Here is a 15,237-nt window from a genome sequence, read left to right on the forward strand (position 1 = left end):
TTTCGTTCTTGTATAAGCCTACATAGTTAATTACTCTGCTAACAAAGCGTTAGTAAAGAGAAGCCTATGAAATACGATTTGATCATTATCGGAAGCGGCTCCGTAGGATCTGCCGCCGGTTATTACGCCACGCAGGCGGGTCTGAATGTGCTGATGATTGACGCCCATCGTCCTCCCCACTCTGAAGGAAGCCATCACGGCGATACCCGTCTGATCCGTCACGCTTATGGCGAAGGTGAGCGCTATGTACCGCTGGTGCTTCGGGCTCAGACGCTGTGGGATGAGCTGGCCGCCCTCACCGAAGAACGCATTTTTGAGCGCACCGGGGTCGTTAACCTGGGGCCAGCAAGCTCCACGTTTCTGGCGACCGTCGAGGAGAGCGCGAAAGCCTACCGCCTGGACGTCGAGCGTCTGGATGCGAACGGCATCATGGCGCGCTGGCCGGAAATTTCTGTCCCTGAAGACTACATTGGGTTGTTTGAAGCCAACTCTGGCGTACTGCACAGCGAAACGGCCATTAAGACCTGGATTGATCTCGCCGCCAAAGCGGGCTGCGCGCAGTTGTTCAACTGTCCGGTCACGGGCATCACCCACCATGCAGAGGGTTCAACCGTCACCACCTCTGAAGGTGAATATACCGCCACGCGTCTGCTGGTGAGTGCGGGAACGTGGGTGACGAAACTGCTGCCGGACCTGCCCATCCAGCCGGTGCGAAAAGTCTTCTCCTGGTTCCAATCTGACGGGCGTTACAGCAGCCAGAACAAATTCCCGGCGTTTACAGGCGAGTTACCCAATGGCGACCAGTTCTACGGTTTCCCCTCGGAAAAAGACGCGCTCAAGATTGGCAAACATAACGGCGGGCAGGTAATTTCCTCTGCGGAAGAACGCAAACCGTACGGAGCTTATCCGCAGGATGGTTCCGAAGCCTTCACGTTCCTGCGTAATATCCTGCCGGGCGTAGGCGGGTTGCTTTACGGCGCAGCGTGCACCTACGACAACACCCCGGATGAAGACTTTATCATCGACACCCTGCCGGGGCACGACAACACCCTGCTCGTAACCGGGCTCAGCGGTCACGGGTTTAAATTTGCCTCTGTGTTAGGTGAAATCGCCGCCCAGTTTGCTCAGGGGAAAGCGCCTTCGTTTGATCTCAAGCCCTTCGCGCTCTCGCGCTTTGATCGATAATACCTCTTCAGGCTCCGAGTAACCGGGGCCTGTTTAGCGAGAAGGGCATGATGCGCAGACTGGTGAATTACCTTATCAATAACATCCGCGAGCATTTCATGCTCTACATTGTTCTTTGGTCGCTACTGGCGATCATTGACGTTATCTATATTGTATTCTTCTGAACGTTCTCGCTGACGTTTATTGACACTCCTTTAAATTTATTTAACTTATATTTTTAAAAAACGTCGCCTCAAATTTATTGAACGAAGCGATTGAAATACATTGCGGAAACACATTCAAATTCGCTGAAATAAATTAAATAAAATACATTATTCATTTTTTTCAGTTGCATTATTTATTTAACCCGTCCATTTTTATTGCTCAGTCATTTGAGAACGGAAATTCATATGCAATGGCGTAACTCCTCCCGTCGCTACGGAATAATATCCATGTGTTTACACTGGCTATTTGCAATTGCCGTCTATGCCATGTTTGGTCTCGGCCTCTGGATGGTGACATTAAGCTATTATGACGGTTGGTATCATCAGGCCCCCGAATTGCACAAAAGCATTGGGGTTCTGCTGATGATGGGTCTGGTTTTTCGCGTGATCTGGCGACATATCTCTCCGCCCCCTCCTGCGCCCAAAAGCCATGGCCGACTTACCCGCATAAGCGCTGTTGGCGCGCATATCGCACTCTATGCCCTGCTGTTCGCCATTCTGATCAGCGGCTATCTCATTTCGACCGCAGACGGCAAACCGATCAGCGTATTTGGGCTTTTTGATGTCCCAGCCACGCTGGCTGAAGCCGGTTCACAGGCTGACACCGCAGGTGTGGTTCATTTGTGGCTGGCATGGAGCGTAGTGATCTTGTCTGTCCTGCATGGCCTTGCGGCCCTGAAACACCACTTTATTGATAAAGACGATACGCTGAAGCGCATGCTTGGCCGTTCGTCAGTTGACTCTGGAACATAAAATGAAAAAACGCCTGTTGGGTATCGCATTAGGTTCGCTGTTATTTACTACCGGTTCGGCCCTGGCCGCCGACTATAAAATTGATAAAGAGGGCCAGCATGCCTTCGTCAATTTCCGTATTCAGCATCTGGGTTACAGCTGGTTATATGGCACGTTCAATGATTTCGATGGCACATTTACTTTCGACGAGAAAAACCCTGCTGCCGATAAAGTGAACGTCACCATTAATACCAACAGCGTCGACACTAATCACGCCGAGCGTGATAAACATCTGCGCAGCGCTGAATTCCTGAACGTGGGCAAATTCCCGCAAGCTACTTTCGCGTCGACAGAGGTGAAGAAAGACAGTGATAAACTCGCTATTACCGGTAATCTCACGCTGAACGGCGTAACAAAACCTGTCACACTGGATGCCAAATTAATTGGACAGGGTGACGATCCATGGGGCGGAAAACGTGCTGGCTTTGAAGCCGCAGGCAAAATTCATCTGAAAGATTTTAATATCACCACGGATTTAGGCCCGGCATCGCAGGATGTAGAGCTGATTATTTCGGTGGAAGGCGTTCAGCAGAAGTCATAAAACAGGCCCGGCAGGCTTGTGAGCCGCCGGGCAGTGTTTTACTCCGGGTCCGGAATACCCAGTTTGGTATTCAGTCGGCCCCGGGATTTATTAAAGATCTTATTCCCGTTCTCGCGTCCGGCACGGCGACGACGTTGCTCTTCTTCAGGCAACATACTCTCTTCACTGCACAGCTCGCTACAGCAGCCATTAAACTTCTCGGCACATGCAGGGCACTGAATAAACAGCAGATGACACCCGTCGTTTTTGCAGTTGGTATGCGTATCGCACGGTGTTCCGCACTGGTGGCAGTGCGCGATCACGTCCTCTGAAATTCGCTCGCCCATACGCTCATCAAACACAAAGTTCTTACCGATAAAACGCACCGGTAAACCCTGCTCACGGGCGCGGCGGGCATACTCGATAATCCCACCCTCAATGTGCCAGACTTTATTAAACCCGTTGTGCTTCATCCAGGCGCTGGCTTTTTCACAGCGGATCCCCCCGGTACAGTACATCACGATCTTTTTGTCTTTATGCTCCTGCATCATCTCAACCGCTTTCGGCAGTTGCTCGCGGAAGGTGTCGGCAGGAATTTCCATCGCATTTTCGAAGTGCCCCACTTCATATTCGTAGTGGTTACGCATATCGATGAACACCGCATCCGGATCGTCGAGCATCGCGTTCACTTCAGCGGCCTTCAGGTATTCCCCCACATTAGCAGCATTGAAGCTCGGATCGTGAATGCCATCCGCCACAATACGCTCGCGCACCTTCATGCGCAGCACCCAGAATGATTTACCGTCATCATCCAGCGCAATATTCAGGCGTAAGCCGTTAAGCGCCGGATCAAACCCGTAAAGGAGATCGCGGAAGGCGCTGACCTTGCTTTCCGGCACGCTGATCTGCGCGTTAATCCCCTCACGCGCCAGATAGACGCGACCAAACACGTTCAGGGCGGTGAAAGCCTGGTAAAGCGCATCGCGGGTCGCCTGTGGATCGTCGATGGTGAAATACTTATAGAAAGAGATCGTTGTGCGCGGTTCGGTTTCGGCCAACATACGCGCTTTCAACATCTCATTCGAAACGCGGTTGTGTAACACTGGCATGGTGTACAAGTCCTGCAATCGTTGAGAAATAAAAATCGGTCGGCATGATATAGCAAACAAAGACAATTTACATCCACACAATTTACGCTACATTTCAGTCAATCTGATTAATCAGACTTAACATTTGCATATTCTTTCATGTTTCGATGACAGACATTTTGGCTATGCCTTAAAAAATGAGACAATAGCCTTTCAGGACGTTAGAACACAGGACAGACATGACCCAGTTACCGAAATTTACTGCCGCGCTTTTGCATCCCCGCTATTGGTTAACATGGTCAGGCATTGGCTTGTTGTGGCTAATTGTACAGCTGCCTTATCCCGTCATTTTCCGCATGGGTAAAGGGCTGGGTCGCATTGCTCAGCAGTTTATGAAGCGTCGCGCCAGGATCGCGTATCGCAACCTTGAGCTTTGCTTTCCTCAGATGAGTGAATCTGAGCGCCACGACATGGTGGTTAAAAACTTCGAATCTGTCGGCATGGGGCTGATGGAGACCGGTATGGCCTGGTTCTGGTCGGATAAGCGCATGGCGCGCTGGACGGAAGTGGCCGGGACCGGCATGGAGCCAGTGCATACTCTTCAGGCCAACCAGACTGGCGTCCTGCTGATTGGCGTTCATTTTCTGACGCTCGAAATTGGCGCACGCATGTTCGGCATGCAGGCGCCCGGTATTGGCGTTTATCGTCCTAACGATAATCCGGTGATCGATTTGATCCAGACCAACGGACGTATGCGCTCCAATAAAAGCATGATCGACCGAAAAGACCTGAAAGGGATGATCCGCGCCCTGAAATCAGGTGAAGTGGTCTGGTACGCCCCGGATCATGACTATGGCCCGCAATCCAGCGTGTTTGTTCCGTTCTTTGCGGTGGAAGATGCAGCGACGACCACCGGGACCTGGATGCTGGCGCGAATGTCCAAAGCGGCTATCGTGCCGTTTGTACCGCGCCGTAAACCAGACGGTTCAGGCTATCAGCTCATCATGCTGGAGCCGGAGCTCGCGCCACCGCTGATTGATGCGGAAACCACCGCCCGCTGGATGAACGGCGTTGTTGAGAAATGCATTATGCTCGCCCCGGAGCAGTACATGTGGCTGCATCGCCGCTTTAAAACCCGGCCTCAGGGCGTCCCTTCCCGGTATTAATCTGCATGCGGCCTTCCGGGCCGCATGTTGTTTTAGCTTTAAAAGCTCCCCGTCATTGCGGCAATCATACCCCGGGCGCATAATTAGCAGGCTTATTACCTCACTGGTCACGGTGCCCTGCACCTCATTATGCGGATAGTTATGTCCCCCACAGATGCTCCCATAAACTGGAAACGTAACCTGACGGTTGCGTGGCTGGGTTGTTTTCTTACTGGCGCCGCCTTTAGCCTGGTGATGCCTTTCCTGCCCCTCTACGTTGAACAGCTCGGCGTCACCGGACATAGCGCCCTGAATATGTGGTCCGGCCTGGTGTTCAGCATTACGTTCCTGTTCTCCGCCATTGCGTCGCCTTTCTGGGGTGGGCTGGCGGATCGCAAAGGCCGCAAAATTATGCTGCTGCGCTCCGCGCTCGGCATGGCGATCATTATGCTGCTGATGGGGGTGGCGCAGAACGTCTGGCAGTTCCTGATATTACGCGCACTCCTGGGTCTGCTCGGGGGATTTATCCCTAACGCCAACGCCCTGATCGCCACCCAAATCCCGCGCCAGAAAAGCGGCTGGGCGTTGGGCACGTTCTCTACTGGCGGCGTAAGTGGCGCACTGCTGGGCCCGCTGGCGGGCGGGCTGCTCGCCGACCACTACGGACTGCGGCCGGTATTCTTCATTACCGCCAGCGTGCTGTTCCTCTGCTTCCTGGTGACGCTTATCTGTATCCGGGAGAATTTCGCGCCGGTAGCTAAAAAAGAGATGCTGCACGCCCGGGATGTACTGGCCTCGCTGAAAAACCCAAAGCTGGTGCTGAGTCTGTTTGTGACCACCATGATTATCCAGGTGGCCACCGGTTCAATCGCGCCTATTCTGACGCTGTATGTCCGCGATCTGGCGGGAAACGTCAGCAATATCGCCTTTATCAGCGGCCTGATCGCCTCTGTTCCCGGTGTGGCGGCGCTACTGAGCGCGCCGCGGCTCGGCAAGCTGGGAGACCGTATCGGCCCGGAAAAGATCCTGATCTGCGCCCTGATCGTCTCCGTCCTGCTGCTGATCCCCATGGCGATGGTGCAGTCTCCCTGGCAGCTCGGCGTCCTGCGCTTCCTGCTGGGGGCTGCCGATGGCGCACTGCTCCCGGCCGTGCAGACGCTGCTGGTCTATAATTCCACCAACCAGATAGCCGGTCGTATCTTCAGCTATAACCAGTCGTTTCGCGATCTGGGTAACGTCACCGGGCCGCTGGTCGGTGCGGGGATTTCAGCCAGTTTCGGTTTCCGGGCGGTCTTTATCGTGACGGCAGGCGTCGTGCTGTTCAACGCCGTTTATTCGTGGCTCAGCTTATCCCGGGCGCTACGCCCGGGGCGAATAAGACAACATCGTGACGGCTAATTTTCGCATTCATACTTGCAAAATCACATAATCAGCTATTCTTTCCCTGAATACCTTCACGAAAAACAGGGAGACACCAATGACCATGTACGCCACGCTGGAAGAAGCAATTGATGCCGCTCGCGAAGAGTTCCTCGCCGATAATCCCGGCATTGAGGAAGAAGATGCTGACGTGCAACAACTCAATATCCAAAAATACGTCCTACAGGACGGCGATATTATGTGGCAGGCCGAATTCTTTGCTGATGAAGGTGAAGATGGTGAATGTCTGCCGATACTGAGTGGTGAAGGTGCACAGGCGGTATTCGACGGCGACTATGACGAAATTGAGTTACGTCAGGAGTGGCTGGAAGAAAATACGCTGCACGAATGGGACGAAGGCGAGTTTCAGCTCGAACCGCCGCTGGATACCGAAGAGGGTCAGGCCGCAGCGGACGAATGGGACGAGCGATGAGCTCCCGTTACTCGTAAGGGCCGTGACTGGCATCAATGGGCAGCAGCAGCGTGTCGAAAATCAGCGAAAACGGCAGATCGAGCACGGTGAGATAGCGCCATGCGGAATCGCGAACGTCCCACTGTACGCCGGGGTAGTATTGATTCCCGTGGCCCTGCCCGGGGATGGTGCGGCTGATAATGCTGCCGCAGCCGCTGAGCAGGCATGCCATCATGACGACAATGATTACTTTCATGTCTGACCTCTAAAAAAATACCGGCGATTAAGCCGGTATTTCATTTGGCGGGTGGCGCTTCGCTTACCCGCCCTACTTAACAACTTACTTCGCCTTCAGTGCCAGCGGATTCAGCTTAACGTCCTTATAGTAGTTCACCCACGAAGAGTATCTCTCCGGCGCGGACCACACGCGGTAGTGAAGCCGTGCCATCGTCACCGGATCGCTCAACAGCACCAGACGACGGTCGCGGTTAAGCTTTTCTGGCGTCTCGTTCAGCGCCTGCTCAACGTGGCGATCGCGGGCGATCTCCAGCACCTGGCTGGCGCGGTGACGCGCCGTCGCCATCGCGGTTGCCAGCGCGTTGAATGACGGGTTAAACACGGCGTGCATAAAGCCATCATCCAGCGTGCGTTTGCGGTTCTGCTCCAGATAGGTATCGGTATCCACCAGCACCTGCGGCGGAGAATACTCTTCCGGGATCAGGAACAGCTTCCAGCGTTTGGTACGCAGGCCAACCGTGGAACGGCTGGAGATCACCGACACAAACGGCGACAGGATCAGCGAGAAGACGATTGGCGCCAGCCAGAACAGGAAACGCAGATCCAGCCAGGCCATACCAACGGCCCACACCAGGCCCAGCAGCAGCTGAGAGCCGTGGCGCATAAAGGCCTCACTCCACGGCGTAGAGTCATCGTCACGCTGCGGTGAATTCCACACCACTTCCCATCCCAGGAACGCGCTCACCACAAACACCGTATGGAACAGCATACGCACCGGCGCCAGCAGGACCGAGAACAGCACTTCCAGCAGCAGTGAAAGGGTCACGCGGCAGAAACCACCGTACTCCTTCGAACCTTTGCACCAGATCAGAATGATACTGAGCAGCTTAGGCAGGAACAGCAGCACCATGGTCGACGCGAACAGCGCAATCGCCAGCTCCGGACGCCACTGCGGCCACACCGGGAACAGCTGGCGCGGTTGCAGGAAGTATTGCGGCTCGGTCAGAGCATGCACAACCTGCAACGCGGTCGAGAGTGCCAGGAACATAAACCACAGCGGCGCAGACAGATAGGACATAACGCCCGTCAGGAACACCGCACGGTGAACAGGGTGCATCCCTTTCACCAGGAACAGGCGGAAGTTCATCAGGTTACCGTGACACCAGCGGCGGTCGCGTTTGAGCTCATCCAGCAGGTTCGGCGGCAGCTCTTCATACGAGCCAGGCAGATCGTAGGCAATCCAGACGCCCCACCCTGCACGACGCATCAGAGCAGCTTCCACAAAGTCATGCGACAGAATGGACCCGGCAAACGACCCTTCACCCGGCAGCGGCGCCAGGGCACAGTGCTCGATGAATGGCTTCACGCGGATAATGGCGTTGTGGCCCCAGTAGTGAGATTCACCCAGCTGCCAGAAGTGCAGACCGGCAGTAAACAGCGGCCCGTAGACGCGGGTCGCAAACTGCTGGCAGCGCGCATACAGCGTGTCCATACCTGACGCTTTTGGCGAGGACTGAATAATACCCGCGTTCGGGTTGGCTTCCATCAGACGGACCAGCCCGCTCAGGCAGTCGCCGCTCATCACGGAGTCCGCATCCAGTACCACCATGTAGCTGTACTGGTTACCCCAGCGACGACAGAAGTCATCAATGTTCCCGCTCTTACGCTTAACACGACGACGACGACGGCGGTAGAAGATCTGCCCTTCCCCCTGCACTTCAGCAATCAGCTCCATCCAGGCTTTTTGCTCTGCCACGCAAATATCCGGGTTGTAGCTGTCGCTCAGGATATAGACGTCGAAATGCGCCGCGTTACCGGTCGCCTTCACGGACTCCCAGGTGGCACGCAGCCCGGCGAATACGCGGTCAACGTCTTCGTTACAGATAGGCATGATCAGCGCGGTACGGTGCTCAGGATTGAGGGGTTCATCCCCGACCGTCGACGCGGAAATGCTGTATTTGTCACGCCCCATCAGCAGTTGCAGGAAACCCATCAGCGCCGTCCAGAACCCGGCGGAGACCCAACAGAACAGCACAGCGAACAGCAGAAGAATGCCGCTCTGTAAAATATACGGCAGCAGCTGCATGAAGGAGACCCAGATATCCTGGCCAATCATGTCAGCAGGGTTAATCAACGCCCAGCCCTGGTACGGCAGAATGGTTTTCATGTACCAGGTGGCGACAACCGTCTGCGCCAGCGTCAGCAGCAGCAGAATGTAACGACGAATCGTTCCTACGGTACGCCATTTCTGCTCGGAGGCCTGCTGTTCTTTGGTCAGACGTGACAGATAGCGCGGTGTCACGTCACGCCCACGCAGACGATCCCAGAAGCGGCCCACCGGGTTGGTGCGCCACGGATCGGGGAACATGGAGGAACGCGTGGCCTTCGGCATCGCCTGTAGCTGGTCACGCCCTTCGTCATCCTTGATTAACTGCCCTTCTGCCAGCGAGTCCGGCCATGCCTGCTCCAGACGTGCCTTCACTGACCCCAGCGGCGTATCATCATCACGGGAAAAATGACGATGTTCACCATCCAGCGCGGTGTGAACCGCGCGGATGTCGCTCGCAGGGAGCGCCGCTTTTTCAATGTCCGTCAGCGGCATGGCATCAATATATTCAGATGTATTATTCATTGGCAGGTAGCTGATAGCTCCAGGTTTCACTCAGCGGCTTATCGTTACTGACCAGCGCGGCGCGCATTTCAGTGGTCTGTTTCGGATCCTTCACCTTCACGCGCAGGGTCAAACGCCACCCTTTGGTGACCGGGTTGTACCGCACGGCGTTTTCAACGATTTCACCGTTATCGCCAATGCTGGCCTGTGCCGTCACGGCAGTATCCGGCGCCAGTTTTTTCATATCCTGCCCGGTGAAGTCCACGATAAATGCCAGCGTGCCATCCGGCTGACGAATCAGGTTGGACTGCTTCACGTCACCCGTTGAACGACGCGTCTGCATCACATACGCATTATCCGGTGCGTGCAGCTTGTCTTCGTCACGGCTGAAGGTAATCGCATACTTGAAGTTCATCTCTTTACCGGCTTCAGGCAGCTGATCCGGTGTCCAGTACGCCACGATGTTATCGTTGGTTTCATCGTTGGTTGGAATTTCAACCAGCTCAACCTTACCTTTACCCCAGTCGCCTTTCGGCGTAACCCAGGCGCTTGGGCGCAGATCGTAGCGGTCATCCAGATCTTCAAAGCGGGAGAACTGACGGCCACGTTGCAGCAGACCAAAGCCCTGCGGGTTTTCCATCGCAAAGCTGCTGACCGCGAGGTGTTTCGGGTTGTTCAGCGGACGCCAGATCCACTCGCCGTTACCGGCATGGATGGAGAGGCCATTGGAATCATGCAGTTCAGGACGGAAATTGGTCGCCGGAGATGGCTGGTTCGGCCCAAACAGGAACATACTGGTCAGCGGTGCGACGCCCAGTTTGCCCACTTTATCGCGCAGGTAAACTTTAGACTGCACGTCAACCACCGTGTCACGCCCTGGCATGATCACGAAGCGATAAGCGCCGGTCGCACGAGGGGAGTCCAGCAGCGCATAAATTGTCAGACGTTTGTCGGTTGGTTTTGGACGTTCGATCCAGAACTCGCGAAAACGTGGAAATTCTTCACCTGATGGCAGCGCGGTATCAATTGCCAGACCGCGCGCAGAAAGCCCGTACACCTGCCCCGCGCCAATCACGCGGAAGTAGCTGGCGCCAAGCATGCTGACGATTTCATCGTTTTTATCTTTGCTGTTAATCGGATAAAGCACCTTGAAGCCTGCGAAGCCGAGGTCTTTCACCGTGTCTTTATCGTGTTGCACATCGCCAAAATTGAAGTAATCCGGGCTGTACTTGATTTTGCGTACCGCGGTCGCCGTCACTTCATTGATGGCAACTGGCGTGTCGAAGTACATACCCTGGTGGTAAAATTCAAGCTTGAACGGGGTTTTAATATTGTTCCAGTACGCTTTATCGTGATTGAACTGGATCTGCTGATAGTCCGCGTATTTCATGTCGCGGAAAACGGAGGGCAGGTTACTTTTTGGCGCTTCGTAGCTCTTGCCCGCCATCGATTTTGCCTGTTTTGCGACATCATCGATGTTAAAGGCCAGTGCAGATGAGGTATACAGTGACAACAGCACTGCTACACCCAACCAACGCATTTTCATCATTTGTGGTTTATGTTTCATAATAAGTAAGCACTTCCCCCTTTGTGTGCTTATATCGATCCGATCCATTTTAATGGAAACTCAGGCAATCCGACAACATTATCACTGCTTTGTTCAGCTCGCTGGCTCATGGATTAAGCAAATGAAAGAACCCGCTTTTCACTTTGCGTGCTTATCCTGGAGACAGGGTGTCGGTCTTGGTGTAGGGTTGGCTCCGAATGTAACCATTATGAGCCTTAGGGATAAGGCGAAAAGTCTGAGAATGCGCAAAGTTATATGAGCACAACCCCTGTACAACGTGAATATTTCCTCGACTCGATCCGCGCATGGCTCATGCTATTGGGGATCCCTTTTCATATTTCACTGATCTATTCCAGCCACACCTGGCACGTGAACAGCCAGATGCCCTCCTGGTGGCTGACGCTGTTTAATGATTTTATCCATGCCTTCCGCATGCAGGTGTTTTTTGTTATTTCCGGTTATTTCTCTTACATGCTCTTCTTGCGCTATCCCCTCAAGCGATGGTGGAAAGTGCGCGTGGAGCGCGTGGGCATACCGATGTTGACGGCCATTCCGCTGCTGACGCTGCCGCAGTTCATCATGTTGCAGCATGTTAAAGGCAAGGCGGAAAACTGGCCGAATCTCTCCTTCTATGAGAAATACAACACCCTGGTCTGGGAGCTTATTTCCCACCTCTGGTTCCTGCTGGTACTGGTGGTGCTAACCACGGTGAGTTTGCTGATCTTCAGCCAGCTGCGTCAGCGCGCGAGCACCACATCCTCGACCTTCTTCGCCAACATCACCCTGGGCAAGCTGTCGCTGCTGTTTCTTGCGCTGGGGGTCGCGTATGCCGCCATCAGGCGTACCCTGCTCATTGTCTACCCTCCCATTCTGAGCGATGGGCTGTTTAATTTCGTGGTGATGCAGACCCTGTTCTACATTCCCTTCTTCCTGATTGGGGCGCTGGCATTTATTCATCCCCGGCTTAAAGCGCTGTTTACCACCCCCTCCCCCTGGTGTGCGGTGGGTGCTGCGCTGGCCTTTGCCGCCTATCTTCTCAATCAGCGCTATGGCAGCGGGGACGCGTGGATGTATGAAACAGAGAGCGTTATAACGATGCTGATGGGCCTGTGGATGGTGAACGTGGTGTTCGCCCTTGGCCATCGTCTGCTGAATTTTAAATCCAGTCGCGTCACCTATTTCGTTAATGCTTCGCTGTTTATCTACCTGGTTCACCATCCGCTGACGCTGTTTTTCGGGGCGTACATTACGCCGCATATCGCCTCGAATGCGCTGGGCTTCTTCACCGGCCTGGTCTTTGTGGTTGGCATTGCCATCGTGTTGTATGAAATCCACCTGCGGATCCCGCTTTTGCGTTTCCTGTTCTCAGGCAAACCTCAGGTTAAAGCGGGATAACAAAACGGCGCCTCCAGGGCGCCGTTTTTGCACTTCAGACATCAAAATGCCTGGCTGCGCGCGGTCAAAATCCGCTGATACAGGTCGGCGGTGTGCTCATCGAAACAGACAAAAATGACTTTTTCCGGCATGGGTTTGAGGGAAAGGTAGTGATAAACGGTATTCACGGCGATCGTAGCTGCCGCTTCCTTTGGATAGCCGAACACCCCGGTGCTAATGGCGGGGAACGCCATGGTCTTATACCCGTTATCCGCCGCAAGCCGCAGGCAGTTACGATACGCCTGCTCCAGAATCTCAGCCTCATGGCGGTCGCCACCGTGCCAGACGGGTCCAACGGTATGGATCACCGCTTTGGCCGGGAGATCGCCCGCAAGCGTAATAACAGCATGCCCCGGCGGGCACTCTCCCTGCTGCTGACGCACGGTTTTGCATGCTTCAAGGAGTTGAGGGCCTGCGGCCCGGTGAATGGCACCGTCCACCCCGCCACCACCCATCAGGGAGGAATTGGCTGCGTTGACGATCACGTCAACGCGCACCGTCGTGATATCGCCATGAATAACGTCGATTTGCGGTCTCATAAACACCCTCTGCAACCCGCCTTTTTCACCAGTGTATCGCAGAGGGTGAAGGAGAAAAACTGCCGCGAAAAAAACGTCGGTTAGCGGTAATCCACCTGAACGACCGCAAGCGTTTTCTGTTCATTCAGGTATTTCATGCTGACAGCGGCCAGAGCTGAATGAGGATGATGGCCCCGGAGCGCCTCGTCATAACTGATGGTATGCGTTTTCATACGGTTATTTTCCGGACAGGAGATCGCAAACTGCTGATGCCGGGGCGTGACTTCGCACGGGTCAGCGACCACCGCGCCACGAAAATGAATCACCCCACCATTTTCTATAGTTGCTGAATAAGCCGGAGAAAAAAAAGAGGACAGGATCAGTCCCAGACCAGAAATAATACACGCTGCGGATTTGAACATTATTTGTACTCCTCAATGAAATTCGTCCTTGAGGGGTAAAAACGCTCCGTTATGACGTATCAATTTAAGCAACCCGATGACTGGGTTCTTGATATCAGCATAGCTTACCTGTGCAGCGCCGCCACTTTATTAAATCATTGATTTCATGAATTATTAAAGCGCACTTACCGGTGCGTTCCACTGCTGTGATAAATGAAGCGATTTTCCATCGGAAACGGTGACGATTATTTTTACCGCATCCCCTGAGCGAATATTTAAACTGATTCGCGTTAAATCAATCGGCTGATTAGCGGGTATAAAAAGAGTATTTTTCTGCCGCGATGTACTTTGTCCCCCCTGCCCCTGTCGGACAGATAACACCTCAACCTGACATTCGCAAGCGTCTGCCAGCGTGACCTGAGGAATAATGGTTGTCATATTTGCCTGCTGTGAGGTGCTGAACGTTATCTGGCTGGCAAGCGCGGCAAGGAGAATGAAGGTGCTCATGAGATCCTCCCGAAAAAAAACAGGGCGCATGCCCTGTTTTTTGGTACAGAAATGAATCAGTACTGGTGTGCGGTCGCGTTGTTGCCAAAGCCAACCTGGTGCACAGTCACCGTTGAGCCGGACGCTGTCTGGTCTACCGCCGCGCCGTTGCCGCCGCCGAACTGTTTCACGTTGATAACAGAGTCTTTGCTATTCCACTGGTCGATGGTGGCGCTGTTACCAAAGCCTTTTTGCAGCAGATCGATAGAACTGTCATCAGAGCCCTGGCCAACATCTGCGCCGTTACCACCACCATGCTGGGTAATGGTCAATTCAGAATCTCGGGCGTCCGTCTGCAAAGCAAGCGCGGAGTTACCGCCGCCGTACTGGTAAATGCTCAGGGTTGAGTCAGGGCCGTTATTGCCGCCACCCCAGCCACCACCGTGGCCGCCGCCAAATTGTGGTACGGCACCTGCGAAAGCACTGCCAGAAACTACGATTGCTGCAATAACTGCCACTTTGAAAAGTTTCATGGTAAACCCCCATCGGATTGATTAAGGCGTCACACATCGCTAACGTTGAATAACGCGAATAGCCATTTGCGACTGTCTCTGTACTACAACTGCTGTTTTCTGCGTACCATACTGCGTTATATTCGCCCTGTTACCCGAGCCTTTCTGGATAATCATGGCGGTGTTGCCAAAAGCGCCCTGCTTAATACTCGCATCGTTGCCGTTGCCGGTCTGATCGATATAAGCAAGGTTATACGTCCCTGACTGATCAACATTCGCGCGGTTATTCCCGCCCTCCTGAGAAATAACGGACAGCAATTTAGAACCGCCCTGGCGTACATCAGAATTATTTCCTGAACCCTGTTGACCAATAATGGCTGCCTGATTGTATGAAGCTTTACTTAATTCATTTATCGCAAAATTATATTCAGAACTGGCTAAATCTGAATCACCTGCGATTACAAACCCAGGCGCACCCAGTAATGTAAACATCATAAACAACGTTTTGTTTTTCATGCTGTCACCCTGGACCTGGCTATAAAAAAGTATCTCTTGCTCCGTTAACGCGATTCGTTTTGTTAACGCCGCGTTACGGAAAAGAGTATGTCTGCCGAAACATGTTTAATATCTCACCCGTGCGCCTTATTTTTATATTCTCCTTCACCTCAAAGTCGTAAATCTCGCCTGAAACGACGGGATACACGCCT

Annotated in this window: 17 protein-coding genes; 8 read left to right on the forward strand and 9 right to left on the reverse strand. The window is 53.7% G+C overall.

What is annotated here, in order from left to right; genetic code table 11:
* Nucleotides 1-66: 66 nt before the first annotated feature.
* The 4 genes from solA (at nt 67) to ACOTYB_RS04305 (ending at nt 2,721) form a co-directional block, all read left to right on the forward strand.
* Nucleotides 67-1,185: an N-methyl-L-tryptophan oxidase gene (gene solA / locus ACOTYB_RS04290; protein WP_023324445.1), complete on the forward strand. Its 1,119-nt coding sequence runs from the start codon at nt 67-69 to the stop codon at nt 1,183-1,185.
* A gap of 50 nt (nt 1,186-1,235) precedes the next feature.
* A complete protein-coding gene (locus ACOTYB_RS04295) occupies nt 1,236-1,349 on the forward strand; it encodes a YceO family protein (RefSeq protein WP_003858014.1) in 114 nt (37 codons plus the stop codon).
* Between the two features lie 225 nt (nt 1,350-1,574).
* The gene (locus ACOTYB_RS04300; protein WP_220153728.1) at nt 1,575-2,141 is read left to right on the forward strand and encodes a cytochrome b; all 567 of its coding nucleotides are present in this window, start codon (nt 1,575-1,577) and stop codon (nt 2,139-2,141) included.
* 1 nt (nt 2,142) lies between these two features.
* Entirely contained in the window at nt 2,143-2,721 is a 579-nt protein-coding gene (locus ACOTYB_RS04305) for a YceI family protein (RefSeq protein WP_023315801.1), read from the forward strand.
* Nucleotides 2,722-2,759: 38 nt separating this feature from the next.
* Here ACOTYB_RS04305 and ACOTYB_RS04310 read toward each other — a convergent pair whose 3' ends face one another.
* Nucleotides 2,760-3,809, reverse strand: a complete 1,050-nt coding sequence (locus ACOTYB_RS04310) for a rhodanese-related sulfurtransferase (protein ID WP_058656505.1) — start codon at nt 3,807-3,809, stop codon at nt 2,760-2,762.
* Nucleotides 3,810-4,027: 218 nt separating this feature from the next.
* Between ACOTYB_RS04310 and ACOTYB_RS04315 the strand changes: the two genes are divergently transcribed.
* From ACOTYB_RS04315 to ACOTYB_RS04325, 3 genes are all read left to right on the forward strand, one after another.
* On the forward strand, nt 4,028-4,954 hold the full coding sequence (locus ACOTYB_RS04315) for a Kdo(2)-lipid IV(A) acyltransferase (protein WP_003858019.1): 927 nt from the start codon (nt 4,028-4,030) through the stop codon (nt 4,952-4,954).
* Nucleotides 4,955-5,095: 141 nt separating this feature from the next.
* Nucleotides 5,096-6,331 (forward strand): multidrug efflux MFS transporter MdtG, encoded by a 1,236-nt coding sequence (gene mdtG, locus ACOTYB_RS04320; RefSeq protein ID WP_409248879.1) that lies wholly within the window; start codon nt 5,096-5,098, stop codon nt 6,329-6,331.
* A 79-nt stretch (nt 6,332-6,410) separates the two neighbouring features.
* Nucleotides 6,411-6,785 (forward strand): MysB family protein, encoded by a 375-nt coding sequence (locus ACOTYB_RS04325; RefSeq protein WP_003858026.1) that lies wholly within the window; start codon nt 6,411-6,413, stop codon nt 6,783-6,785.
* Nucleotides 6,786-6,792: 7 nt separating this feature from the next.
* Here the strand turns inward: ACOTYB_RS04325 and ACOTYB_RS04330 are convergent, their stop codons facing one another.
* The 3 genes from ACOTYB_RS04330 to mdoG form a co-directional block, all read right to left on the reverse strand.
* Nucleotides 6,793-7,020: a YceK/YidQ family lipoprotein gene (locus ACOTYB_RS04330; RefSeq protein WP_003858030.1), complete on the reverse strand. Its 228-nt coding sequence runs from the start codon at nt 7,018-7,020 to the stop codon at nt 6,793-6,795.
* Nucleotides 7,021-7,104: 84 nt separating this feature from the next.
* Nucleotides 7,105-9,633 carry a glucans biosynthesis glucosyltransferase MdoH gene (gene mdoH, locus ACOTYB_RS04335; protein ID WP_015570846.1) on the reverse strand — a complete coding sequence of 843 codons (2,529 nt, stop codon included), beginning with the start codon at nt 9,631-9,633 and terminating at the stop codon, nt 7,105-7,107.
* The gene (gene mdoG / locus ACOTYB_RS04340) at nt 9,626-11,179 is read right to left on the reverse strand and encodes a glucans biosynthesis protein MdoG (protein WP_015570847.1); all 1,554 of its coding nucleotides are present in this window, start codon (nt 11,177-11,179) and stop codon (nt 9,626-9,628) included. The genes mdoH and mdoG overlap by 8 nt, the downstream gene beginning before the upstream one ends.
* Nucleotides 11,180-11,434: 255 nt before the next feature.
* Between mdoG and mdoC the strand changes: the two genes are divergently transcribed.
* Nucleotides 11,435-12,574: a glucans biosynthesis protein MdoC gene (gene mdoC / locus ACOTYB_RS04345; RefSeq protein ID WP_023315799.1), complete on the forward strand. Its 1,140-nt coding sequence runs from the start codon at nt 11,435-11,437 to the stop codon at nt 12,572-12,574.
* Nucleotides 12,575-12,615: 41 nt separating this feature from the next.
* On the opposite strand, the gene ymdB is transcribed toward mdoC, so the two are convergent.
* From ymdB to csgB, 5 genes are all read right to left on the reverse strand, one after another.
* A complete protein-coding gene (gene ymdB, locus ACOTYB_RS04350) occupies nt 12,616-13,152 on the reverse strand; it encodes an O-acetyl-ADP-ribose deacetylase (RefSeq protein ID WP_023324442.1) in 537 nt (178 codons plus the stop codon).
* 80 nt (nt 13,153-13,232) lie between these two features.
* Nucleotides 13,233-13,553: a type 1 fimbrial protein gene (locus ACOTYB_RS04355; RefSeq protein ID WP_003858038.1), complete on the reverse strand. Its 321-nt coding sequence runs from the start codon at nt 13,551-13,553 to the stop codon at nt 13,233-13,235.
* A 153-nt stretch (nt 13,554-13,706) separates the two neighbouring features.
* The gene (gene csgC / locus ACOTYB_RS04360; protein WP_003858040.1) at nt 13,707-14,039 is read right to left on the reverse strand and encodes a curli assembly chaperone CsgC; all 333 of its coding nucleotides are present in this window, start codon (nt 14,037-14,039) and stop codon (nt 13,707-13,709) included.
* 56 nt (nt 14,040-14,095) lie between these two features.
* Entirely contained in the window at nt 14,096-14,551 is a 456-nt protein-coding gene (gene csgA, locus ACOTYB_RS04365; protein ID WP_003858043.1) for a curli major subunit CsgA, read from the reverse strand.
* A 39-nt stretch (nt 14,552-14,590) separates the two neighbouring features.
* Complete coding sequence (csgB, locus tag ACOTYB_RS04370) at nt 14,591-15,046, reverse strand: curli minor subunit CsgB (RefSeq protein WP_023315797.1); 456 nt, start codon at nt 15,044-15,046, stop codon at nt 14,591-14,593.
* Nucleotides 15,047-15,237: the final 191 nt, after the last annotated feature.

Origin of the sequence: Enterobacter cloacae complex sp. IR5450, assembly GCF_049238665.1 — a bacterium.
Lineage (GTDB): Bacteria > Pseudomonadota > Gammaproteobacteria > Enterobacterales > Enterobacteriaceae > Enterobacter > Enterobacter hormaechei_C.